The sequence below is a fragment of the Kitasatospora sp. NPDC093102 genome, assembly GCF_040683915.1.
Classification (GTDB): Bacteria; Actinomycetota; Actinomycetes; order Streptomycetales; family Streptomycetaceae; genus Kitasatospora.
The window spans coordinates 54,404-76,769 of sequence record NZ_JBFBFA010000012.1; the positions used below are offsets into that span (position 1 = coordinate 54,404).

At 74.7% G+C, this 22,366-nt stretch carries 24 protein-coding genes; 14 read left to right on the forward strand and 10 right to left on the reverse strand.

Annotated elements, in window-relative coordinates:
• Positions 1-20 precede the first annotated feature (20 nt).
• The 5 genes from AB0O11_RS18625 to AB0O11_RS18645 all read left to right on the forward strand — a co-directional run bounded on the left by AB0O11_RS18625 (position 21) and on the right by AB0O11_RS18645 (position 4,818).
• Positions 21-755 carry an alpha/beta hydrolase gene (locus AB0O11_RS18625; protein ID WP_363387739.1) on the forward strand — a complete coding sequence of 245 codons (735 nt, stop codon included), beginning with the start codon at positions 21-23 and terminating at the stop codon, positions 753-755.
• Positions 756-913: 158 nt separating this feature from the next.
• The gene (locus tag AB0O11_RS18630; RefSeq protein WP_363387742.1) at positions 914-1,258 is read left to right on the forward strand and encodes a hypothetical protein; all 345 of its coding nucleotides are present in this window, start codon (positions 914-916) and stop codon (positions 1,256-1,258) included.
• Positions 1,255-2,715 (forward strand): NAD(P)/FAD-dependent oxidoreductase, encoded by a 1,461-nt coding sequence (locus AB0O11_RS18635; protein WP_363387745.1) that lies wholly within the window; start codon positions 1,255-1,257, stop codon positions 2,713-2,715. The genes AB0O11_RS18630 and AB0O11_RS18635 overlap by 4 nt, the downstream gene beginning before the upstream one ends.
• A 178-nt stretch (positions 2,716-2,893) precedes the next feature.
• Positions 2,894-3,988, forward strand: coding sequence for an exo-alpha-sialidase (locus AB0O11_RS18640; protein ID WP_363387748.1), 1,095 nt, complete (start codon positions 2,894-2,896; stop codon positions 3,986-3,988).
• A gap of 77 nt (positions 3,989-4,065) precedes the next feature.
• On the forward strand, positions 4,066-4,818 hold the full coding sequence (locus tag AB0O11_RS18645; RefSeq protein ID WP_363387751.1) for a GNAT family N-acetyltransferase: 753 nt from the start codon (positions 4,066-4,068) through the stop codon (positions 4,816-4,818).
• A 35-nt stretch (positions 4,819-4,853) separates the two neighbouring features.
• Here AB0O11_RS18645 and AB0O11_RS18650 read toward each other — a convergent pair whose 3' ends face one another.
• Complete coding sequence (locus AB0O11_RS18650; RefSeq protein WP_363388071.1) at positions 4,854-5,711, reverse strand: DMT family transporter; 858 nt, start codon at positions 5,709-5,711, stop codon at positions 4,854-4,856.
• Between the two features lie 71 nt (positions 5,712-5,782).
• On the opposite strand from AB0O11_RS18650, the gene AB0O11_RS18655 reads away from it, so the two are divergent.
• Positions 5,783-6,649 carry a MurR/RpiR family transcriptional regulator gene (locus AB0O11_RS18655; RefSeq protein WP_363387754.1) on the forward strand — a complete coding sequence of 289 codons (867 nt, stop codon included), beginning with the start codon at positions 5,783-5,785 and terminating at the stop codon, positions 6,647-6,649.
• Between the two features lie 323 nt (positions 6,650-6,972).
• Positions 6,973-8,001 (forward strand): LacI family DNA-binding transcriptional regulator, encoded by a 1,029-nt coding sequence (locus tag AB0O11_RS18660; protein ID WP_363387757.1) that lies wholly within the window; start codon positions 6,973-6,975, stop codon positions 7,999-8,001.
• Positions 8,002-8,035: 34 nt separating this feature from the next.
• On the opposite strand, the gene AB0O11_RS18665 is transcribed toward AB0O11_RS18660, so the two are convergent.
• The 3 genes from AB0O11_RS18665 to AB0O11_RS18675 form a co-directional block, all read right to left on the reverse strand.
• Positions 8,036-8,554: a GNAT family protein gene (locus AB0O11_RS18665; RefSeq protein WP_363387760.1), complete on the reverse strand. Its 519-nt coding sequence runs from the start codon at positions 8,552-8,554 to the stop codon at positions 8,036-8,038.
• A 127-nt stretch (positions 8,555-8,681) separates the two neighbouring features.
• The gene (locus tag AB0O11_RS18670; protein ID WP_363387763.1) at positions 8,682-9,143 is read right to left on the reverse strand and encodes a molybdopterin-dependent oxidoreductase; all 462 of its coding nucleotides are present in this window, start codon (positions 9,141-9,143) and stop codon (positions 8,682-8,684) included.
• Positions 9,144-9,289: 146 nt separating this feature from the next.
• Positions 9,290-9,700 (reverse strand): hypothetical protein, encoded by a 411-nt coding sequence (locus AB0O11_RS18675; protein WP_363387766.1) that lies wholly within the window; start codon positions 9,698-9,700, stop codon positions 9,290-9,292.
• 201 nt (positions 9,701-9,901) lie between these two features.
• On the opposite strand from AB0O11_RS18675, the gene AB0O11_RS18680 reads away from it, so the two are divergent.
• Together AB0O11_RS18680 and AB0O11_RS18685 are read left to right on the forward strand one after the other, a co-directional pair.
• Positions 9,902-10,273 (forward strand): YciI family protein, encoded by a 372-nt coding sequence (locus AB0O11_RS18680; RefSeq protein WP_363387769.1) that lies wholly within the window; start codon positions 9,902-9,904, stop codon positions 10,271-10,273.
• Positions 10,274-10,325: 52 nt separating this feature from the next.
• Positions 10,326-11,618 carry an RNA polymerase sigma factor gene (locus AB0O11_RS18685; protein WP_363388074.1) on the forward strand — a complete coding sequence of 431 codons (1,293 nt, stop codon included), beginning with the start codon at positions 10,326-10,328 and terminating at the stop codon, positions 11,616-11,618.
• Here the strand turns inward: AB0O11_RS18685 and AB0O11_RS18690 are convergent.
• Positions 11,587-12,051, reverse strand: coding sequence for a MarR family transcriptional regulator (locus AB0O11_RS18690; protein ID WP_363388077.1), 465 nt, complete (start codon positions 12,049-12,051; stop codon positions 11,587-11,589). The genes AB0O11_RS18685 and AB0O11_RS18690 overlap by 32 nt on opposite strands.
• Before the next feature lie 119 nt (positions 12,052-12,170).
• Here AB0O11_RS18690 and AB0O11_RS18695 point away from each other — a divergent pair, with 119 nt between their 5' ends.
• Both AB0O11_RS18695 and AB0O11_RS18700 read left to right on the forward strand, forming a co-directional pair.
• Positions 12,171-12,953, forward strand: coding sequence for a class III extradiol ring-cleavage dioxygenase (locus AB0O11_RS18695; RefSeq protein WP_363387772.1), 783 nt, complete (start codon positions 12,171-12,173; stop codon positions 12,951-12,953).
• 108 nt (positions 12,954-13,061) lie between these two features.
• The gene (locus tag AB0O11_RS18700) at positions 13,062-13,655 is read left to right on the forward strand and encodes a maleylpyruvate isomerase N-terminal domain-containing protein (RefSeq protein ID WP_363387775.1); all 594 of its coding nucleotides are present in this window, start codon (positions 13,062-13,064) and stop codon (positions 13,653-13,655) included.
• A gap of 9 nt (positions 13,656-13,664) precedes the next feature.
• On the opposite strand, the gene AB0O11_RS18705 is transcribed toward AB0O11_RS18700, so the two are convergent.
• The 3 genes from AB0O11_RS18705 to AB0O11_RS18715 are packed head-to-tail and all read right to left on the reverse strand — an operon-like array spanning position 13,665 to position 14,762.
• Entirely contained in the window at positions 13,665-14,066 is a 402-nt protein-coding gene (locus tag AB0O11_RS18705) for a VOC family protein (protein ID WP_363387778.1), read from the reverse strand.
• Positions 14,067-14,076: 10 nt separating this feature from the next.
• On the reverse strand, positions 14,077-14,625 hold the full coding sequence (locus AB0O11_RS18710; protein WP_363387781.1) for a GNAT family N-acetyltransferase: 549 nt from the start codon (positions 14,623-14,625) through the stop codon (positions 14,077-14,079).
• Positions 14,622-14,762 carry a hypothetical protein gene (locus AB0O11_RS18715; RefSeq protein ID WP_363387784.1) on the reverse strand — a complete coding sequence of 47 codons (141 nt, stop codon included), beginning with the start codon at positions 14,760-14,762 and terminating at the stop codon, positions 14,622-14,624. Before AB0O11_RS18715 ends, AB0O11_RS18710 begins: the two co-directional genes overlap by 4 nt.
• A gap of 275 nt (positions 14,763-15,037) precedes the next feature.
• On the opposite strand from AB0O11_RS18715, the gene AB0O11_RS18720 reads away from it, so the two are divergent.
• Positions 15,038-16,573 (forward strand): AMP-binding protein, encoded by a 1,536-nt coding sequence (locus AB0O11_RS18720; RefSeq protein ID WP_363387787.1) that lies wholly within the window; start codon positions 15,038-15,040, stop codon positions 16,571-16,573.
• Here the strand turns inward: AB0O11_RS18720 and AB0O11_RS18725 are convergent.
• A complete protein-coding gene (locus AB0O11_RS18725; RefSeq protein ID WP_363387790.1) occupies positions 16,566-17,342 on the reverse strand; it encodes a LuxR C-terminal-related transcriptional regulator in 777 nt (258 codons plus the stop codon). The two genes, AB0O11_RS18720 and AB0O11_RS18725, sit on opposite strands and share 8 nt — an antisense overlap.
• A 161-nt stretch (positions 17,343-17,503) precedes the next feature.
• On the opposite strand from AB0O11_RS18725, the gene AB0O11_RS18730 reads away from it, so the two are divergent.
• Both AB0O11_RS18730 and AB0O11_RS18735 read left to right on the forward strand, forming a co-directional pair.
• A complete protein-coding gene (locus tag AB0O11_RS18730) occupies positions 17,504-18,322 on the forward strand; it encodes a TIGR03084 family metal-binding protein (RefSeq protein ID WP_363387793.1) in 819 nt (272 codons plus the stop codon).
• A 57-nt stretch (positions 18,323-18,379) separates the two neighbouring features.
• Positions 18,380-18,991 (forward strand): hypothetical protein, encoded by a 612-nt coding sequence (locus AB0O11_RS18735; protein ID WP_363387796.1) that lies wholly within the window; start codon positions 18,380-18,382, stop codon positions 18,989-18,991.
• Between the two features lie 118 nt (positions 18,992-19,109).
• On the opposite strand, the gene AB0O11_RS18740 is transcribed toward AB0O11_RS18735, so the two are convergent.
• Positions 19,110-22,355 carry an error-prone DNA polymerase gene (locus AB0O11_RS18740; protein ID WP_363387798.1) on the reverse strand — a complete coding sequence of 1,082 codons (3,246 nt, stop codon included), beginning with the start codon at positions 22,353-22,355 and terminating at the stop codon, positions 19,110-19,112.
• Between the last annotated feature and the right edge of the window lie 11 nt (positions 22,356-22,366).

The following is a 22,366-nucleotide window of genomic DNA, read 5'->3' on the forward strand; positions in this document are numbered from 1 at the left end:
CGACGAAGGAGAGATGCACCATGAGCACGTTCGTACTGGTCCCCGGGTTCTGGCTCGGCGCCTGGGCCTGGGACGAGGTGGCGGCGCCGCTGCGCGCGGCCGGGCACCGGGTGTACGCCGTCAGCCTGCCCGGGATGGCCGAACGCGCCTGCGAGGCGGGCGAGTTCGGGCTGGAGGAGCAGATCGCCGACCTGGCCGGACTGCTGGTCCGGGAGGACCTGTCGGACGTCGTCCTGGTCGCCCACAGCGGCGCCAGCGCCCCGGTGGGCGGGCTCGCGGACCGGCTGCCGGAGCGGATCCGCCGGGTGGTCTACCTGGACGGCGGCCCGCTGATCGACGGCGCGTCGGTGTACGACCTGTGGCAGCCCGACTACCGTCGGATGGCCGACACCTCGGTGGTCGACGGCCGCCTCCCGATGCCGTCCTGGGAGTTCCAGTCCGAGCACGGCGTGAGCACGGCGGGGCTGGACGAGGCCGCCCTCGCCCGCATCCGCTCCCGCGCCACCCCGCACCCGGCCGGGGCGTTCCGGGACCGGCTGCGGCTGACCGGCGCCGGGGCCGCGCTGCCGCAGGCACTGGTCTCCTGCTCCTTCCCGCTCTCCCAGGTGCGCGAGCTGATCGCCGCCGGGCACCCGTACTTCGCCGGGATGTCCGGGCCGAACTGGGAGCTGCGTGAACTGCCCACCGGGCACTGGCCGATGTTCTCCCGCCCGGCCGACACGGCGGCGGTGCTGGCGGAGCTCGCCACGCTCTGAGCCCGGCCCGTCGGTCCGTCCGCCGCCGGGCCCTCGTTCTGTCCTGTCCGTGTCCTCGGCTCGTCCGACGGCGCCCTCCGCGTGTCCGTCCGTCGCGCAACCGCGCCCGGACCGGCAGGATGGGGCCCACGCCGTACCCGAGCGAAGAGCGAGCATCCGTGCGCGAGCAGCCCAGCCGTACCGAACCGCCGGACGCCGTGCCGGAGTTCCGGCCGGACGGCGGTCCGGGGCCGTTCGCCCTGCTGCGCGCCGCGCCCGGCCCCTGCCCCCTGGCCACCCTGCGGACACGTGACGGGCCCGAGAAGTGGCCGCTGCGGGCGGTCCGGGTCAGGCTCGGGTACGGAACCGAAGGCGGCCGCGGCCCGCTCTCCCGGAGGGTCGCCCTCACCGGCGGCCCGGACGGGAGCCGGCGCGCCCGGCCGCTCGACATCCGCGAGCGCACACCCGCCACCCTCGCCCAGCGGGCCGGGGTGGCCATCGAGACGACGGAGGACCGGGCATGACCAGCACCGCCGAGGAGTACGACGTCATCGTCCTGGGGGCCGGCCCGACCGGCGAGAACGTTGCCGACCGGACGGTCGCCGCCGGGCTGCGCACCGTGATCGTGGAGGCCGAGCTGGTCGGCGGCGAGTGTTCCTACTGGGCCTGCATGCCCAGCAAGGCGCTGCTGCGCCCGATGGCCGCGCTGGACGACGCCCGCGCGGTGGCCGGCTCCCGGGAGGCCGTCGGCGACCGGCAGCTGGACCCGGCCGCGGTGCTGGCCCGGCGGAACTCCTTCACCTCCGACTGGCAGGACGACGGCCAGGTCCAGTGGCTGCGGGACACCGGCATCGAGCTGGTCCGCGGCCACGGCCGGCTGTCCGGGGAGCGGACGGTGACGGTGGAGGCCGAGGACGGCAGCGAGCGGGTGCTCACCGCCCGGCACGCCGTCGCGGTGTGCACCGGCAGCCGCCCGATGCTGCCCGCGCACGTACCGGGGCTCGCCGAGGCCCACCCGTGGACCAACCGGGAGGCGACTGGCTCGCAGGCCGTCCCCGGGCGGCTGGCGGTGATCGGCGGCGGGGTGGTCGGGGTGGAGATGGCCGCCGCCTGGCGGGCGCTCGGCTCCGAGGTGGTGCTGCTGGTGCGCGGTGACGGGCTGCTGCCACGGATGGAGCCGTTCGCGGGCGAGCTGGTGGCGGACGGACTGCGGGCGGCCGGGGTGGACCTCCGCTTCGGCACCGAGGTCACCGCGCTGGAGCGGGCGGACGGCTCCGGGCCGGTGACCCTGACGCTCGCCACCCGGGACGACCGGGGCGGCGGCGGGACGCTGACCGCCGACGAGGTGCTGTACGCGACCGGCCGGGCCCCGCGCAGCGCCGACATCGGGCTGGAGCAGGTCGGCCTGAAGCCGGGCGGCTGGCTGGAGGTGGACGACAGCTGCACGGTGCTCGGCGTGGACGGCGCGTGGCTCTACGCCGCCGGGGACGTCAACCACCGGGCGCTGCTCACCCACCAGGGCAAGTACCAGGCCCGGATCACCGGCGCGGCGATCGCCGCCCGCGCCCAGGGGCGCCCGCTGGACACCTCGCGCTGGGGCGCGCACGCCGCGTCCGCCGACCTCGCGGGCGCCCCCCAGGTGGTCTTCACCCAGCCCGAGGTCGCCGCCGTCGGTCTGACCCAGGCCGCCGCCGAGGCGGCCGGGCTGCGGGTGAAGGCCGTCGATCACGAGATCGGCTCCGTCGCCGGGGCCTCGCTCTACGGCGACGACTACCGCGGCCGGGCCCGGGTGGTCTTCGACCTGGACCGGGAGGTGATCGTCGGCGCCTGCCTGGTCGGCCCCGGGGTGGCCGAGCTGCTGCACTCGGCGACCGTCGCGGTGGTCGGCGAGGTGCCGATCGACCGGCTCTGGCACGCGGTGCCCGCGTACCCGACGATCAGCGAGGTCTGGCTGCGGCTGCTGGAGGACTGCCGGGGGTAGCGGCGCCCCCGGACGGGAGGCCGTCCGTCCGACCGGACGACGGCCTCCCGGGCGACCGGCGTACCCGTCGGCCTCCCGGGTGAGCGGCGCGGCGAGGTGTGACCGCCGGTGGACGGCGGGACACTGGCAGTCGGGGGCCGTCCCGGGGGGCCGAGTTCGTGACCAGGTGGTGTGAGGCATGACCGAGGTGCTGTTGGCCGTCGGAACCGAGAAGGGCCTCTTTCTCGGCCGCAGCCGCGACCGGCTGACGTGGAGGTTCAGCGGGCCGCACTTCCCGATGAACGCGATCTACTCCGTCTCCATCGACCGCCGTGACGGCCGGACCAGAGTGCTGGCCGGGGCCGACAGCAGCCACTGGGGGCCCTCGGTCTGGCGCTCCGACGACCTCGGCGCCACCTGGTTCGAGCCGCCGCAGCCGGCCGTCCGCTTCCCCGAGTCCACCGGCGCCTCGCTCACCAGGGTCTGGCAGCTCCAGCCCGCCGGAGCGGAGGCCCCCGGCGTCGTCTACGCGGGCACCGAGCCGGCCGCGCTGTTCCGCTCCACCGACGGCGGCGAGACCTTCGCCCTGGTCGAGCCGCTCTGGAACCACCCGCAGCGGCCGCAGTGGGGCGCCGGCTACGGCGGCCAGGGCCTGCACACCATCCTGACCGACCCGCGCGACCCGCAGCGGCTGCTGGTCGCCGTCTCCAGCGGCGGCGTCTACCGCAGCAAGGACGGCGGCGACAGCTGGGAGCCCTCCAACACCGGCCTGCGCGCCGAGTTCTTCCCGCAGGAGAGCCAGTACCCCGAGTTCGGCCAGTGCGTGCACAAGATCGCCCCGGACCCGGTGAACCCGGACCGGCTCTACCTCCAGAACCACGGCGGCGTCTACCGCAGCGACGACTGGGGCGGCAGCTGGCGCTCGATCGTGGACGGGCTGCCCGCCGAGTTCGGCTTCGCCGTGGCCGCCCACCCGCGCCGGACCGACACCGCCTACCTCTTCCCGCTCGGCGGCTCGGACGACCGCATCCCGCCCGGCCGCCGCTGCCGGGTCTTCCGCACCACCGACGGCGGTACCAGCTGGCAGCAACTCGCCGAAGGCCTGCCCGGCGAGGACCACTACGGCATCGTGCTGCGCGATGCCCTGCGCACCGACGACGCCGACCCGGCCGGGATCTACTTCGGCAACCGGACCGGCGACGTGTACGGCAGCCGGGACGAGGGAGAGAGCTGGTCACTGCTGCTCTCCCACCTGCCGGACGTGCTCTGCGTGAGGGCCGCGGTGGTGGCCTGAAATAACCGGTTGCCGGATGGCAGGGCCTCGGTGAGCATGGGCCGCCGACGAACGATCGCACGAGTGTGGGGTGGGCCATGGCCGAGGACTGGGTGGTCAGGCGGGGCAGCGACGGCGAGCCGGTGCTGCGCTACCTGCTGGACGAGCGGGAGGGGCGGCCCTGGGCCGACCTGCTGGAGGTCCTGGACGAGTCGGTGGACGCCCCCGGGTTCATCCGGGCCGAGCTGCCCGGCTGGGTGGTCTCCAGCTCTCCGGGGCTCGGGCAGGAGCTGGTGGCGCACGGCGCGCGGGTGCTGCGGCACGCCCACACCTTCCGCCGCGACCTGCGCGCCGATCCCCCGCCCGCCGACTGGGCCGGGACGCCGCTGCGCGAGGGCCTGCGGGCGGTGCCCTGCGACCGCGCGCCCGAGGAGCTGTACGAGGCCTGGCGGGCCGCCTTCCCTCCCGGCCACGTCGACCACTACCCGGGCGAGAAGGCCCAGGTGCTGGCCGAGCGTCTCGGACTGCTGCTCGCGGGGAAGAGCATCGGCCCGGTGCTGCCGTCCAGCCTGCTCGCGGTGGACGCGGAGGACCGCGTGGTCGCCGGGCTGATCCTCACCGACCGCGACGGCCGACCCTGGGTCGCCGACGTCTTCCGCCACCCGGAGCGCGGCTACCGCGGCCTCGGCGCGGACCTGCTGCGCAGGTCGATCGGGGACGCCACCACGCGCGGGCTCGCCGACGTGACCCTGGTGGTGACCGAGGGCAACCCGGCCCGCCGGGTCTACGAGTCGCTGGGCTTCGTGCTCCAGGAGACCTCGCTGACGGTCGTCGTACCCGACGCCGGCTAGGAACGGCCGCCGGACCTCGCCCGCGCCCCGGCGGCTCAGGGCCGGGCGAGTTCCAGGACGGCGATCCCGCCCAGCACGGTGAGCGCGGCGGTCAGCCGCAGCCGGCCGAGACGCTCGCGGAACACCATGGTGGCGATCAGTGCGGCGATGACGATGCTGGTCTCGCGCAGCGCCGCGATCGTCGCCAGATTGCCCCGGGCCTGCGCCCACACCACCAGCCCGTACGCCGTCAGCGAGAGCACCCCGCCGGCGATGCCCAGCGGCACCGCCCGGCCCGCCCCGGCGAGCAGCCCGGGACCGCGCCGGACCCGGACGATCAGCGCCAGCAGTGGTCCCTGGAGCAGGAAGAGCCAGGCCACGTAGCCGCCGACCGTCCCCGCGTGCCGCACGCCGCTGCCGTCCAGCACCGTGTACACCGCGATCATCACGCCCGTTCCGGCCGCGGCCCCGAGGGCGGGCAGCTGCGCCCGCCCGGGTATCCCCCGGGCGAAGGCCAGCCCGATCAGGCCGCAGGAGATCACCAGCACGCCCAGCAGCTCGCCCGCGCCCAGGTGCTGCCCGAGCAGGACGGCCGATATCAGCGCCACCAGCAGCGGCGCGGTACCCCGGGCGATCGGGTACATCTGGCCGAAGTCGCCCAGCTGGTAGGCCCGCAGCAGCAGGAGCGTCGACGTCACCTCGACGGCGACCGAGGCCAGCAGGTACGGCCAGGCGGCGGCCGCCGGCAGCGGGTTGAGCGCCACCAGGACGAGCGCGCACGCCGTGTACGTCAGGTTGATCAGCGTGAAGCCGACCAGCTTGTCCGGGATCCGGTGCGCCAGCCCGTTCCAGACGGCGTGCAGCACGGCCGCCGTGAGCACGGCCACCGGCACGGCCGGGGCGCCTCCGAACATCACGAACCTCCCCTCGAACGGCCCACCGGAACCGACGGGCTCGGAACCGGATTCCACGCTACCGTAGATCCATGGAAGAGCGTTCCGAATTTTTCACGCCCCTGGAATCCCGGCTCGCGGCACGGATCCGGGCCCGGCTCGGCGAACTGCGCGGCACCGAGGCCCGCGTCGCCCGGGTGGTGCTCGACCGGGGCGCCGACCTGGTGCACCTGAGCGTCAGCGACGTCGCGACGCTGGCCGGCACGGCTCCCTCCTCGGTGGTCCGGGCCTGCCAGCGGCTGGGCTTCCGCGGCTACCAGGAGCTGAAGATCGCCGCCGCCCGGCAGGCCCCCGCCGCCGTGCCCGCACCCGCGGACGAGGGCGACCCGGCGGCCCGGGCGCTCGCCGAGACCCTGCGCGCCGCCCGGGCCGCCCTGGACGGCCTCACCGCCACCCTCTCCGCGGCCGACCTGCGGGCGGCCGCCGGACTGCTGGACGGCGCGAGCCGGGTGGTGCTGCTCGGCGCCGGACTGTCCGGCGCGGTGGTGCTCGACCTCGGGTACCGGCTGCGCGCACTCGGCCTGCTGGTGGACGCCCCGGCCGACCCGATCACCGCCCAGCTGGCCGCCGCCGGACTCGGGCCCGGCACGGTCTGCCTGGCCGTCAGCCACACCGGCGCCACCCGCAGCGTGGTGGACGCCGCCCGACTGGCCCGCGGAGCCGGCGCCGAGGTGCTGGCGCTCACCAGCTACGCCCGCTCCCCGCTGACCGAAACGGCCACCCTGGCCCTGGTCGCGGGCGGCCAGGACCTGGTCTTCGGCCTGGAGACCACCGCCAGCCGGCTCGCCCACCTGGCCGCCGTGGACGCGCTCGCCCAGACGCTGCTGGCCCTGCGCGGCCCCCGCGCCGAACGCGCCCTCGGCCTGTCGGCGGACGTCACCGCGGACTACGCGTACTAGGGTCCGTCTTCAAACCCCCGTCGTCCGCCCGGAGGGCGGGCGGGGCGGCGTTGGGGTGCGTGCATCGCAAGGCGGAGGAGGGAGTCCATGCGGTGGGGGCACCTCCCGGCCGAAGGCTGGGGGCCATCGGCGACCGACGACAACGCGGCGAGGTGCGTGCCCCGGCGTCGGCCCGCAGGCGGGGGTTTGAAGACGGGCCCTAGCGGACTACGCGTACTGGCTGCGGCCGTGATTGCGGCCGGGGCGCAACCGCAGTAGGCCGATCGGGCGGCCGGAGGCTCGGCAAACACGCTGGTCGGAGGGGCTGTGTAGGCTCAACGGTCATGGCGAGGGTGACGCGGGACGATGTGGCACGGGTGGCGGGGACGTCCACGGCGGTCGTGAGCTACGTGATCAACGACGGGCCGCGGCCGGTGGCGCCGGCCACCCGGGCGCGGGTGCTCGCGGCGGTCGACGAGCTCGGCTACCGGCCGAACCGGGTCGCCCAGGCGATGGCCCGGCGACGGACCAACCTGCTCGGGATGGTCGTGCCGGACGCCCGCCAGCCCTTCTTCGCCGGGCTCGCGCACGCCGTCGAGCAGGCCGCCACCGAGCACGGCCGGCTGCTGCTGATCGGCAACTCCGACTACGCGGACGAGCGCGAGGCGCACTACATCCGCGCCTTCCTCGGGATGCAGGTGGACGGTCTGATCCTGGTCACCCAGGACCCGGCCACCCCCGGGCTGACCGGCTTCGACGTGGCCGACGGCACCCCGGTGGTGCTGCTGCACCACCGGGCGGAGAGCGCCGACGGCGTCGCCGTGGTCGCGGACGACGAGGGCGGCGCCCGCGAGGTGGTCCGCCATCTGCTCGGGCACGGCCATGCCGAGGTGCACTGCTTCGGCGGCACCCTCGCACTCAGCCCTCACGACCCGGTCACCGGGCGGACGGCCGGCTGGGTCGCCGCGCTGGAGGAGGCCGGGCTGCCCGCCGAGGGGCGGCTCACCCCGGCGCCGTTCGACCGGGTCCGGGCACACGCCGAGGCCCTCACCCTGCTCGCCCGGCCCGACCGGCCCTCCGCCGTGTTCTGCACGACGGACGACCAGGCGATCGGCCTGCTGCGGGCCGCCGACGACCTCGGCATCCGGGTGCCGGAGGACCTCGCGGTGGCCGGCTTCGACGACATCGCCGAGGCGGTGATCGCCGGACCGGCACTGACCACCGTCACCACGGCGCAGGACGAGATGGCCCGCGCCGCGCTGGATCTCGTCCTCGGCGGGCCGGAGCGCCGCGCCCGGGGCACCCGCACCTTCCCGGCCCGGCTGGTGGTCCGGCGCTCCTGCGGCTGCCTGCCGGCCGGGGCCCGGGGCTGACGCCGGGCCGGGGACGGACGCCGGCGCGGACCCCTCAGTCTTCGAGCAGCTCGTCCGCGAGCAGGTCCATCAGCAGGTTGTCGTGCCAGGTGCCGTCCGGGCCGCGCTCGTACTGGCGCATGGTGCCGACGGTGCGGAAGCCGACCTTGGCGTAGCAGCGGATCGCGGCGAGGTTGTCCGCGGCCGGGTCGATCACCAGCCGGTGGTAGTGGTGGTCGTGCACCAGGTGCCGGGCCATCGTGCGCACGGCGTCGGTGCCCAGGCCCAGGCCGTGCACCGTCGGGTCGAGGTAGAGGTCCATCCCGGCGTGCCGGTACTCGTCGTCGTTGTTGGCGTACCACTGGATGGCGCCGACCACCTTGCCGCCGAGTTCGATCGCGAAGGTCTCGGTTCCGGGCGATTCCAGGTCGTTGGCGACCTCGTCGGCGAGGTCGTCGCCGCCCCGCCAGCGGGCGAACACCTCGGGCGTGCCGCGGATGGCCGCCAGCGCCGGGATGTCCTCGCCGGTGGCCGGGCGGAGCGTGACCAAGGTGCCGTGCAGAATCGTCCCCATATGGGGCATGTTGGCACGGAAACCCTGCTCCGGCGAGTGTTTTCGGGCGCCGTCCGGTCCCTTCCGGCGCGCGGCCGCGGAGCGGGACGGCAGGGGCCGGACGGCGGCCCGACGGGGCGGTCGGGCATCAGGTGGCGGGGCGCGCCGGGTCGCCGAGGGGGCCGAGCCAGACGGCGGTGACGGCGCTGACGTAGCGGGCGCCGCAGTGGTCGTCGGGGACGACGAGCTGCGGGCCGGTGGCGTCCAGTGGGGACCCGTCCATGCTGGTGGCGAGCAGGATCTCCTGGCCGCCGAAGTCCGGGTCGATCTCGGCCCAGGAGACCACCGCCCGGTGGCCGTCGGCGCCGACCACGGAGAGCAGGAAGCGCAGCCGCTGCTTGCGGCCGGAGAAGTCGATCCGGGGCCGGGCGGCGCGCAGCACGTCCAGCAGCGCCGGGCCCTCGTAGCCGTGGCGCTGCTCGCCCGCGGTCCGGCAGTCGAAGCTGACCTCGACCCGGTGGGCGGGGAGGGCGCGCAGCTCCGCCACCGTCAGCTCGGCGGGGCGGTCGAGGTGGCCGTGGAGTCGGACGGTGGGTCTCGCCGGGGTCATGGGAACTCCCTCCTCGCGGGCCACGGCGCCGTGGCCCGCGAGGAGGACTACCCGAGGGACCGCTCGGGCATTCGCAACTGCCAGGCTGAAAGCGCCATCCATCCGCAACTGCGATGGCAGGTCTCATGTTCAGCTGGAATCTGCAATCAGTCCACCTCGAACTGCAGCGCCCGGCGGACGTAGCGGGCGTGGCCCGAGGCACAGCCGATCAGGACCACGGCCTCCCCGTCCCGGCACTCGAATACGGTCCAGTGCTTCTCGATGGTCTTCGGGTCGTCCTCGCGCCGCTTCCGGACCTCGACCAGCACCAGGTCGCCCGGCAGGTAGCGGGCCCGCGCGCTGGTCCCGCGCAGTGGCGAGATCGCGAGCGCGGTGGCCGAGGCGTGCAGGAACTCCGCGGTCGGACGGCAGTACGGCCGGGCGCCGGCGACGCAGCCGTCGAAGACCACCACCCGCCCCTCGGCGAAGGCGTCGCGTTCCTTCCGCTCCTCCGCCCCCGGCTCGCCGATCGCCACCCCCAGCACATCGACGACCGCACTGAGAATGTCCACGAGCATCCGTGTCTCCCCTCCACCGCTCGTTCGTACGCACCATTCGACCACGGGCGACCCGGATGCCACGCCCCCGGCCCGCGCCCCGGGCACGGATCGGGAAGAGCCGGAAATATTCTTCGCGGCGGGTGTCGATCCGGCGCCGGCCCGTTCGACGCAGGGGTGAGAGGCGGGGAGAGGCCCCGCCCGCACGACCGAGGAGTCACCATGCCGCGCTTCATGACGCTGATCCGCATCGACGAGCAGTCCCGCGCCGGGTGGGAGCCGGACCCGGGCTTCGAGCAGCGGATGGGGGCCCTGTTCGAGGAGATCACCAAGGCCGGCGTGATGCTGGAGACCGCCGGTCTCACCCCGACCTCCCAGGGCACCCGGCTGACCTGGAAGGACGGGAGGATCGGCTGCACCGACGGGCCGTTCACCGAGACCAAGGAGGTCGTCGGCGGCTACGCCATCCTCCAGTGCAAGGACCACGCCGAGGCCCTGGAGTGGACCCGGCGCTTCCTCCGGACCCACCCCGCGCACTGGCCGGTCGAGGCGGAGGTCCGGCAGATCGAGGAGATGCCGGAGCCGCCGAAGTAGCAGCCGTGGCAGTGTTTGCCTCCCTCTCCGCCGGCTGCTCTGATGGGTGACCGTGACGGAGAGGGCTACTACCCACGGGACCGCGGCGACGGCCGTCGAGACGGTGTTCCGGATCGAGTCCGCGCGGATCATCGCCGGGGCCGCCCGGATCGTCCGGGACGTCGGCATCGCCGAGGAGCTGGCGCAGGACGCGCTGGTGGCCGCGCTGGAGCGGTGGCCGCGGGAGGGCGTCCCGGACAATCCGGGCGCCTGGCTGACGGCCACCGCCAAGCACCGCGCGGTCGACCTGGTCCGCCGCCGGGAGGTCTACGCCCGCAAGCTCGCCGAGGTCGGGCGGTCGGCGCAGGAGGTGCCGCCCCCGGAGCCGGCCGAGCCGGACGGCATCGACGACGACCTGCTGCGGCTGATCTTCACCGCCTGCCACCCGGTGCTGTCGGCGGAGGCGCGGATCGCGCTCACCCTCCGGCTGCTCGGCGGGCTGGCCACGCCGGAGATCGCCCGCGCCTTCCTGGTGCCCGAGCCGACGGTGGCACAACGGATCGTCCGGGCGAAGCGGACGCTGGCGAAGGCGGCGGTGCCGTTCGAGGTGCCGTACGGGGAGGACCGGGCGCAGCGGCTCTCCTCGGTGCTGGAGGTCATCTACCTGATCTTCAACGAGGGCTACTCGGCGACCGCGGGGGACGACCTGCTCCGCCCCCGGCTGTGCGAGGACGCGCTGCGGCTGGCCCGGGTGCTGGCCGCGCTGATGCCGGCCGAGCCGGAGACGCACGGGCTGGCCGCGCTGCTGGAGTTCCAGGCCTCGCGCACGGCCGCCCGGACCGGGCCGGACGGGAGGCCGGTGCTGCTGGCCGAGCAGAACCGGTCCCGCTGGGACGGGCTGCTGATCCGGCGCGGCTTCGACGCCCTGCAGCGGGCGGGCACCGGGCCGTACTCGGTGCAGGCCGCGATCGCCGCCTGCCACGCCAAGGCGCGGCACTACGCGGACACCGACTGGGAGACCATCGCCGCGCTGTACGAGCGGCTGCTGGCACTGTCACCGTCCCCGGTGGTGGCGCTGAACCGGGCGGTGGCGGTCTCGATGGCCCGGGGCCCGGCCGCGGCGCTGGAGCTGGTGGACGAGCTGGCGGCGGAGCCGGCGCTGCGCGGCTACCACCTGCTGCCGAGCGTGCGGGGCGACCTGCTGGCCCGGTTGGGACGGTCCGCGGAGGCCAGGGCGGAGTTCGAGCGGGCGGCGGGGCTGACCCGCAACGAGCGGGAGCGGGAGCTGCTGTCGGAGCGGGCGGCCTCGCTCGACGGCAGTCGGCAGGCAGGCCTCAGGCGTCCTCCAGGCGCAACCGGGCGCTGACCGCGCCGAGTCCCTCGGCGAGCACCGCGAGCTGCTCGCGGGTGAGCACGTCGATCAGCAGCTCACGCACCAGGGCGACGTGTCCGGGCGCGGCCTGGCGCAGCGCCTCCCGGCCCCGGTCGGTGAGTTCGGCGATGACGCCGCGCACGTCGCTGGGGCAGGAGCGACGGGCGACCAGGCCCGCCCGCTCCAGCTGGGTGACCTGGTAGGTCAGGCCGCTCTTGGAGGTGACCAGCTTCTCGGCGAGTTCGGTCATCCGCAGGGAGTCGCCGGGGGCGGCGGACAGGTGCACCAGGATCTCGTACTGCTGATGGGAGAGTCCGGAGTCCTCCTTGAGCTGGCGCTCCAGCCGCCGGTTCAGCAGGTTGCTCGCGGTGACGAAGCCCCGCCAGGCGGCCGCCTCGTCCGGGTCCAGCCAGCGGGGTTCGTTCAGTGGGGACATGGGACGAAGCCTACTCCTGTTGTTCAAATTCGAACGAGGGTGTACCGTCGACGAAGGTAGACGTTCAAATTTGAACTACCTATTCGGTCAACGGTCCCGAGGAGGACGCCATGAGCACCGCGGCCCCCGAGCGCATGCCCGCCCTGTACCTGTCGCACGGCGCGCCGCCGCTGGCCGACGACCCGATCTGGCCGGGCGAGCTGGCCGCCTGGTCCGCCGACCTGCCCCGGCCCAGGGCCGTCCTCATGGTCTCCGCCCACTGGGAGGAGGCCCCGCTCGCCCTCGGCGCCGTGACGACCATCCCGCTGGTGTACGACTTCTGGGGCTTCCCCGAGCACTACTACCGGGTCCAGTACGCCGCCCCCGGCGCGCCGGAACTCGCCGAGCGCGTGCGCAAGCTGCTGCGCGCCCCCGGCACGCCCGTCCAGGACATCCCCGACCGCGGGCTCGACCACGGCGCCTACGTCCCGCTGGTCGAGATGTACCCGGACGCCGACATCCCGGTGCTCCAGGTCTCGCTGCCCACCCTCGACCCGCAGCGGCTGATGGAGATCGGCCGCAAGCTCGCCCCGCTGCGCGACGAGGGCGTGCTGATCGTCGGCAGCGGCTTCTTCACCCACAACCTGCGGGCGCTCAGCAGCGACGGCCGGATCACCTCGGTGATGGCCGAGTTCGACGACTGGGGCCGGCGCGCCCTGGAGACCCACGACCTGGACGCGCTGCTCGACTTCGAGCACAAGGCCCCGGCCGGGCGCCTGGCCCACCCGCGCACCGAGCACTTCGCCCCGCTGTTCGTCACCCTCGGCGCCGGCGAGGCCGATCTGGACAGCCAGCGCAGTGTCATCGACGGGTTCTGGATGGGCCTGGCCAAGCGCTCGATCCAGCTGGGCTGAACCCCTCGCGCGGAACATCGCGTGAAGCGCTCGCCGGTCGTCGGGCGGACTCCCTGCGCGGGTCCGGGTGCTGGGCCTATCGTGTGACGCTCCGTCGAAGGAGTGATCATGCGCAACGGCGATGCCGTACGAACCGCCCTGGACGTGTCGCTGGCGGTCCTCACCCCGCACACCGGGGACCGCGACTGGGACGTGCCCGCCGGGCTCCTGGAGTGGAGCTGCCGCGACACCGCCGCCCACATCGCCCACGACCTGCTCGCCTACGCCGGCCAGCTCGCCGCCCGCCCCCGGGACCGCTACCTGCCGCTGGACCTCACCGTGCGGCCCGAGGCGGACCCGGCCCAGGTGCTCACCGTGGTCACCGCCGCCGGGCGGCTCCTCGCCACCGCCCTGGACGCCGCCCCTGCCGAGCTGCGCGCCTACCACCACGGGCCCTGCGATCCGCTCGGCTTCGCCGCCATGGGCGTCGCCGAAACCCTGCTGCACACCCACGACATCACCAGCGGCCTCGGCCTGCCCTGGCAGCCGCCCGCCGAGCTGTGCCGCTTCGTGCTCGACCGGCTCTTTCCGCACGCACCGCAGGAGCCGGCCGCCCACCCCGCGGAAGTCCTGCTCTGGTGCACCGGGCGCGGGGAACTGAACGGCCGCCCGCGCAAGTCCTCGTGGACCTGGCGGGCGGCCATGGGCGAGTGGCCGGACTGATCCGGCCGGTCAGGCGCTCTCGGTGGCGGTGCGCTCGGTGGCGGTGCGCTCGGCCTGGCTGCGCTCGACGCAGAACTCGTTGCCCTCCGGGTCGGCCAGGGTGACCCAGCCCTTGCCGTCCGGGGTGCGGTGGTCGGCCAGCACCGTGGCGCCCAGGGCGACCAGGCGCTCCACCTCCTCGTCCCGGCTGCGGTCCTGCGGCTGGAGGTCGAGGTGGGTCCGGTTCTTCACCGACTTGCCCTCGGGCACCCGGATGAAGAGCAGCGAGGCGCCGGCAGAGTTCACCACCGCCTCCTCGTCGCCCGGGTTGTCGTCCTCGCCCATGGTGCCGTCCAGCGCCTGCGCCCAGAAGGTGGCCAGGGCGTGCGCGTCCGCGCAGTCGATCGTCACGTGCCGTACCAGAGATGCCATGCGCCCACTCTCACTTGCGCCGTTCGGATCCGTCCAGCCATTTCCGGGAGTGTCGGTGGCCGTCCAGCGGGAACGGCGGGAAGGCCGGGAGCACTTCCTCGAACGGGTAACCGGCCTTCTCCGCGACCCGACAGGAGGCGAGGTTGTCCACCTGGTGCAACAGGTCGATCCGGCGCAGGCCGCCCTCGGCGAAGGTGGCGAAGGCCCAGCGGGTGAGGGCCTCCACCGCGCGCGGGGCCACCCCTTGCCCCCGGGCCGGGGCCGCCGTCCAGTAGCCCACCTCGGCGCTCTCCCCGCCGGGGGTGGGGTACTTGAGCGCGACGTTGGCGACGAGCTCGCCGCCGTCCAGGACGGCGAAGCTGTACCGGGTGCCGGCCGCCCGGCCCTCGTACTGGAGACGCAGCCAGTGTGCGGCCTGCTCGGCGTCGTCCACCGGGGTACGGGTGAAGTGGCGCAGGGTCTCGTCCCGGTAGGCCTCGATCAGGGCGGGCGCGTCGGCGTCCTCGAAGGGGCGCAGCAGCAGGCCGTCGGCGGTCAGGGGCGGCGCGGTGACGGTCACTTGAGGCCCTCCCAGCCCCAGCGCGGGGTCGGGCCGGGCTCGGCGAGGACGCCCCGGTAGAAGGTGTGGCTGAGCCGGCGCAGGACGTCGATGCCGCCGACGGCCTCGTGGAGTGTGCCGGACGGTTGGTCGTTCATGGATGTACTCCCCCGTGAGTGAACCGTGCGTTGCGACCTTCCTAGCAGGCGGCAGCGGCACTTCCGGCACTGCGGACCGGTTGTTCGCGCCGGGCTCAGCAAGCGGAGGGGCGGGCTCCTGCCCGACGTCCCGGCAGTCGCCTCCGACACTCCGCCCGAGGCCCGGGACCGGCTGGTGGCGGCATTGGCGGCGGCCGGGGACGGGGTGCACACGGACGGGTGACACCCCCGATCGGGGGTGTGCAGGGGTCGGACCGGAGAGGACAGTGGGCCCCATGCAGATTCCACTCTCCGTGATGGACTTCCTCGACCGGGCCGAGCTGGTCTACGGCGACCGGGTCGGCATCGTCGACGAGCCGGTGCAGCCGGCCGAATCCTGGGGCGAGCTGAGCTACCACAGGGTCGCCGAGCTGGCCCGGGCCCAGGCCGCCGGGCTGGACCGGCTCGGCGTCGGGCCGGGCGAGCGGGTCGCGGTCGTCTCCCACAACTCGGCCCGGCTGCTGACCTCGTTCTTCGGGGTGAGCGGGTACGGCCGGGTGCTGGTGCCGGTGAACTTCCGGCTGAAGGCCGAGGAGGTGTCGTACATCGTCGAGCAGAGCGGCGCCTCCGTGCTGCTGGTCGATCCCGAGGTCGCCGACGCCCTGAGCGGGGTGGTGGCCAAGCACAAGTTCGTGCTCGGCGCGGACAGCGACGCCGTACTGTACGACTCCGACGGCACCCCGCGGCGGTACGCGGTGGACGAGAACGACACCGCCACCATCAACTACACCAGCGGAACCACCGCCCGCCCCAAGGGCGTTCAGCTCACCCACCGCAACGTCTGGCTGAACGCGACCCTGATGGGCCTGCACTACGGCGCGAGCGACCGGGACGTCTACCTGCACACCCTGCCGATGTTCCACGCCAACGGCTGGGGCCTGCCGTTCTCGCTGACCGGCCTGGGCGCCCGGCACATCGTGCTGCGCAAGGTGGACGGCGCGGAGATCCTGCGCCGGGTCGAGCGGCACGGGGTGACCTTCCTGTCCGGCGCTCCCGCCGTGGTCCAGATGGTGCTGGACGCGGCCGCCGACTGGGACGGCCCGGTGCCCGGCCGGGACCGGGTGCGGATGATCGTGGCCGGCGCCCCGCCGCCGACCTCGGTGGTGCAGCAGGTCGAGGAGCAGCTGGGCTGGGAGTTCATGCAGCTCTACGGCCTGACCGAGACCTCCCCGGTGGTCACGGTCAACCGCTCGCGGGCCGAGTGGGACGTGCTGCCGGCTGCCGAGCGGGCCGAGAAGCTGGTGCAGGCGGGCGCCCCGGCGCTCGGCACCCAGCTGCGGGTCGACGCCCAGGGCGAGGTGCTGGTGCGCTCCAACACCGTGCTGGACGGCTACTGGCAGCAGCCCGAGGCGAGCGCCGAGGCGCTGCGGGACGGCTGGTTCCACACCGGCGACGGCGGCACCCTCACGGACGGCCAGCTGACCATCTCCGACCGCAAGAAGGACGTCATCATCAGCGGCGGGGAGAACGTCTCCTCGATCGAGGTGGAGGACTGCCTGTACGACCACCCGGCGGTGGCCGAGACGGCGGTGATCGGGGTGCCGCACGAGAAGTGGGGCGAGACGGTGAAGGCGCTGGTGGTTCTCCGGGAGGGCCACGGGGCGGTCACCGAGGCCGAGTTGATCGCGCACTGCAAGCAGCGGCTGGCCGGCTACAAGTCGCCCACCACGGTGGAGTTCCGGGACGCCCTGCCGCGCACCGCCACCGGGAAGCTGCAGAAGTTCCGGCTGCGCGAGCCGTACTGGACCGGGCGGGATCGCCAGGTCAACTGACCAGCCCCGACTCCCTTGCCGCGAGGGCGAGTTCGGTCCGGTTGCGGACACCGAGCTTGTGCATCGCGGACTTGAGGTAGCCCGTCACCGTGTTGCAGGTCAGGCCCAGTCGGGCGGCGATCTCCGGGTTGGTCCGGCCGGTCGCCGCCCACCGCAGCACCTCGTGCTCGCGCGGGGTCAACGGCGGTGCGGGGGCGGCCCGCCGGGGCCGTTCGCGGCTCCAGGCGGCGGCCCCGGCGAGCGCCCGGGCCGCCGCCTTCGCCAGCGTGCCGACCGCGGAGATCCGTACGTCCCCGAACGGGACGACGGCGCGCAGCGAGGCGTAGACCACGCCGTGCACGGTACCGCCGTCCATCAGCGGGACGGTGAGCATCGCGTACAGGTCCTCGGCGGCCACGGCCGCGTCGTAGTGGTGCGAAATGGTCGTCGCCGCACGGTAGTCGGGCACCCAGGTGGGCGCGCGCTCGGCGAGTGCCCGGCCGCCGAGGCCGAGGCCGGCCGGGACGGGTACGTCGTGCAGCAGGTCGGCCCGGGTGCCGGCCCAGTGGCGCAGCACCATGCCCTCGCTGCCGGGGCGGCTCCCGGGCAGCGGCTCGGGCACGCCGACCAGGCCGACGTCGGCGCCGCACTCGGCCACCACCCGGCGGGCGAGGTCGCCGAGCACGGCGTCCCGCACCAGCTCGGCGGCGCGCACGGCGAGTTCGGGGTCGTCGGGTTGCGCAGCGCCGTCGACGGGTTGCGCAAGGTGGGGGTCCGCAGCCCTGGTCATCGCGGAATTGTCACACGCGGTGGAGCCGGTGACGAGAGTCCTGACATGCGTGTTCCGTGGAGTCGCGGACACCGGCGGGCGGCCGGACGTAAGGTGCGGCCGTGCGCTACCGGCGGGTAGCAACCGCCCGCCGGCAACTGCCTTGACCGGAAGGGGAAGCGATGACCGACCCGAACGCCCCGGGTGACGTCCTGGGCGGGCTGCTGGCCGACCTGCGGGCCGAGAGCGCGGTGCTGGACGACCTGGTCGCCGGGCTGCCGCCCGAGGGCTGGGCCCGCCCGACGCCCGCCGAGGGCTGGACGGTGGCACACCAGATCGCCCACCTGGCCTGGACCGACGACTGGACGGTGCTGGCCGCACGCGACCCGGAGGGCTTCGGCGCGTCGCTCGGCGGGCGCTTCACCGAGCCGTCGGCGGTCGGCGCGGGCCCGGTCGAGGAGGGTGCCCGCGCGGGCGCGGCCGCCGAGCCCGCGGCGCTGCTCGCCCGCTGGCGGGCCGGGCGGGCGGAGGTGTCGGCCGCGCTCTCCGCCGCCCCGGCCGACGTCCGGCTGCCCTGGTTCGGCCCGCCGATGAAGCCCGTCTCGATGGCGACCGCCCGGCTGATGGAGACCTGGGCGCACGGCCAGGACGTCGCGGACGCGCTCGGCGTCACCCGCAAGCCCACCGACCGGCTGCGGCACATCGCCCACCTGGGGCTGCGCACCCTCGGCTTCGCCTTCGGCCTGCACGGACTGCCCGCGCCCGAGCGCCCGGTCCGGCTCGAACTGACCGCGCCCGACGGCGGGACCTGGTCCATCGGCCCGGCCGGGGCGGAGGATGTCGTGGCCGGCCCGGCCCTGGACTTCTGCCTGCTGGTGACCCAGCGCCGCCACCGGGACGACCTCGCCCTCACCGCCACCGGGCCGGTCGCCACCGCCTGGCTGCCGATCGCCCAGGTCTTCGCCGGGGCGCCGGGCAAGGGGCGGCAGCCCGGGGCGTAGGGCACGCCATCGGCCCCGGGCGCGGCACTGTCGGACCCCCGGGGTTGAATGGCGGGCATGAACGACCTGCTCAGCCGCCTGCCCGCCATCCCCGACCTGCGCGACCGCTGCCGCGCGCTGGCCGCCCTCGACGCGATCCTCAGCCCGGACGACTGGGAGTCGCGGTACCACTCCTTCGACGCCTCCTGGGACGAGGGCGAGGAGATGGCCTCGATGCGCGACGGCGAGGGGGCCGACTGGTTCGTGGTGTTCTCCCCCGTCGGCGCGTACGGGCGCGGCTTCGGCCACGAGGCCGAGAACAGTCCGGAACTGCTCACGGCCGTGCCCGAGGAGTTCCGCCGCTTCGCCGAGGAGCCCGCCTTCCAGGACGAGGACGGGCCGATCGTGACGGTCTGCTTCTGGCGCGCGCCGGGGGACGGCGCCTGGCGCGGTGCGGCCGCCGAGCGAGGCGCGGAGGGACTCTTCGAACTGCTGCTGGACGGCTCGGCCGAGGCCTACCGTGTGTGGGCCGAGGAATACTTCGAGCCGGAGCACGAGCTGGACCTCGCCGCGATCGAGCACGTCCTGGCACTGCGCCCACTCACCCCGGCCGTGGTGGCGGCGCTCAATCCGGACACCGACCTCAAGGAACTCTCCGAGGACCTCGCGGAGATCGGCTACCCGAACTGATGCATCGTCAAATCTTTTTGACAGTACGGCCGGGCCGCTCGCTCCGGTGAGACGCCCGGGCGCAGCAGCACGACGCCGACCCGGCGTTCCGCGTGCAGAACGTCCCGGCGGGCCCCGCTCAGAGGCCGATCCGGAGCGGGGTGAGCCGGGTGGCGATCAGGTTGGTGGCGCCCCGGTCGCGCTCGATGTGGCCGTGGACCAGCAGCCCGGCCCGGTCCAGGGCGGTGCGGCGCTGCGACTCCCAGACCGGGCGGTTGCAGATCACGTTGATCAGCCCGGTCTCGTCCTCCAGGCTGAGGAAGAGCACCCCGCCGGCCGTCGGCGGCCGCTGCCGGTGGGTGACCAGGCCGCCGACCACCACCGCCGCGCCCGGCGGGACGTCCGCGAGCTGGGCAGCACAGAGGGCGCCGCCGCGCTCCAGCTGGGTGCGCAGGTGCTGGAGCGGGTGACTGGTGGCGGAGGTGCCGGTGGCCCACAGGTCGGCGATGGTCTCCTCGACCGGGCTCATGCCGGGCAGTTCCGGCGCCTCGGTGCCGGGGGTGGTACCGGGGATCAGCTCGGCCGATATCCCGGCGAACGCCCCTGCGGCCCACAGCGCCTGACGCCTGGTCATCCCGAAGCAGTCGAAGGCGCCCGCCGTCGCCAGCGCCTCCAGGACGGGCCCGGGCAGGCCGGTGCGGCGGGCGAAGTCCTCCAGGTCGGCGTACGGCTGCCCGGCCACGATCGCCTCGGCCTGCGGGGTGCCGATGCCGCGCACCGTCTCCAGACCGAGCCGGATCGCCGGCTGCGGGCGTCCGGCGGTCAGCGGCGGTTTCGGGGTCGGCCCCCGGTACGGCTCCAGGGTGGGCCGCGCCCCGCTGGCGTTGACGTCCACCCCGCGCACCCGCACGCCGTGCCGCCGGACGTCCGCGACCAGGCTGAGCGGCGAGTAGAAGCCCATCGGCTGGTTGGCCAGCAGGGCGCAGGTGAAGGCCGCCGGGAAGTGGTGCTTCAGCCAGGCGCTGGCGTACACCAGGTAGGCGAAGCTGATCGCGTGGCTCTCCGGGAAGCCGTAGTTGGAGAAGGCCTCGATCTTGCCGTAGACGTCCTCGGCCACCTCGGGCGGGATGCCGCGCTCGGCCATCCCGCCCAGCAGCCGCTCACGCAGCCGGGCGACCCGCTCGTGCGAGCGCTTGGCACCCATCGCCTGCCGCAGCCGGTCGGCCTCCGCGGGGGTGAACCCGGCACAGTCGATGGCGAGTTGCATCATCTGCTCCTGGAACAGCGGCACCCCCAGGGTCTTGCCGAGCGCGTTCTCCATCAGCGGGTGCGGGCAGCCGGCCGGCTCCGCCCCGGCGCGGCGGCGCAGGTACGGGTGGACGGAGCCGCCCTGGATCGGGCCGGGGCGGATCAGCGCGACCTCGACCACCAGGTCGTAGAAGTGGTCCGGCTTGAGCCGGGGCAGGGTCGCCATCTGCGCCCGGGACTCGACCTGGAACACGCCGACGGTGTCGGCCCGGCGCAGCATCGCGTACACGTCCGGGTCGTCGTCCGGGATGGTGGCCAGGTCGTAGCGCAGGCCGTGGTGCTCCGCGACCAGGTCGCAGGCATCGTGCAGGGCGGCGAGCATGCCGAGACCGAGCAGGTCGATCTTCACCAGGCCGGCACCGGCGGTGGACTCCTTGTCCCACTGGAGCACGGAGCGCCCGGGCATCCGGGCCCACTCGGTGGGGCAGATCTCGCCGATCGGTTCCCGGGTGAGCACCATGCCGCCCGAGTGGATGCCCAGGTGGCGGGGCAGGCCGTGGAGCTGGGCGGCGAGCTGGAGCACGTCGGCGGGGATGACGGCGTCCGCGCCGGGGGCGGAACGGAAGTCGGTCTGCCGGCTGAACGCGTCCACCTGCCCCTGCGGGTAGCCGAGCACCCGGGCGGCGTCGCGGATCGCCAGCCGGGGCCGGTAGGTGATCACATTGGCGACCTGGGCGGCGTGCTCGCGCCCGTAGCGGCCGTAGACGTACTGGATGACCTCCTCGCGGCGGCGGTTCTCGATGTCCAGGTCGATGTCGGGCGGCCCGTCCCGGGCGGTGGAGAGGAAGCGTTCGAACAGCAGCTCGTAGTGGACCGGGTCGACGGCGGTGATCCCGAGGGCGTAGCAGACCGCCGAGTTGGCGGCTGAGCCGCGGCCCTGGCACCAGATGTCCCGGCTCCGGCAGAAGTCCACGATGTCGTGCACGATCAGGAAGTAGCCGGCCAGGGCGAGGTCCTCGATCACGTCCAGCTCCTTGGCGAGCTGGCGGCGGGCGGCGGCGTTGCCGGAGCCGAAGCGGGCCGGGCCGCCGGCCGCGACCAGGGCGCGCAGGTGGCCGATCTCGGTCTCGCCCGCGGGGACGGGGAAGCCGGGCAGCTCCGGGTCCAGCCCGGCGAAGTCGAAGGCGCAGGCCCGGCCGAGCTCGGCGGTGGCCCGCTGCACCCCGGGGAAACGGGCCAGCCGGGCCGCCATCTCGCGGCCCGAGCGCAGGTGCGCGGTGCCGGCCACCCGGGTCCAGCCGGCCGCGTCCTGGAGGGTGCGGCGCTCGTGCAGCGCGGCGAGGCTCTGCGCGAGGCGGCCCTGGGCGGGGCCGGCGTGGTGGGCGTTGGTGGAGGCGACGACGGGGAGTTCGAAGCGGGCGGCGAGCGCGGCGAGGGCGTCGTTGCGCCGGTCGTCGCCGGGCAGCCACTGGTCGATCAGCTCGACGTGGACGTTCTCGCGGCCGAACGCCTCGGTGAGGGTGCGGAGTCGGTGCTCGGCGCTGCCGTCTCCGAGGCCTGCCGGGACCCGGCCGAGCCGGCAGCCGGTGAGCACCGCCCAGTGGCCGTCGTGCGCCCCGGCGAGCGTCGCGAGGTCGTACACCGGGTTGCCCTTGGCGCCGCCGGCCAGCTGGGCGGCGGCGATCGCGGCGGAGAGGCGCCGGTAGCCGGCCGGGTCGCGGGCGAGGAGCAGCAGGTGCTCGGGGTCGCCCGATTCGTGGCGGAGGGTCAGCTCGGCGCCGAACACGGTGGCCAGGCCCGTGCCCCGGGCCGCCTCGGCGAGCCGGACGGCGCCGTACAGGCCGTCGTGGTCGGTGATCGCGAGGGTCTCCACGCCCAGCCGGACCGCCTCGGCGACCAGGTCCTCCGGGGCGCTGGCGCCGTCCAGGAAGCTGAAGGCGGAGTGGACGTGCAGTTCGGCCCAGGGTTCGGCCTTCCCGGACCCGCACTCGGACTCGGACTCGGGCTCCGCTGCCGGGGCCGGGGGCTGCTCCGGGGCGGGGCGGCGCAGCGGGACCACCGTACGGTCCGGCGCCGCGCCGGTCAGCCGGCGGTGCAGCTCGCTCCAGGGGAGGGTGGGGTGGCTGGTGAAGCCCATCGGGGGTTGCC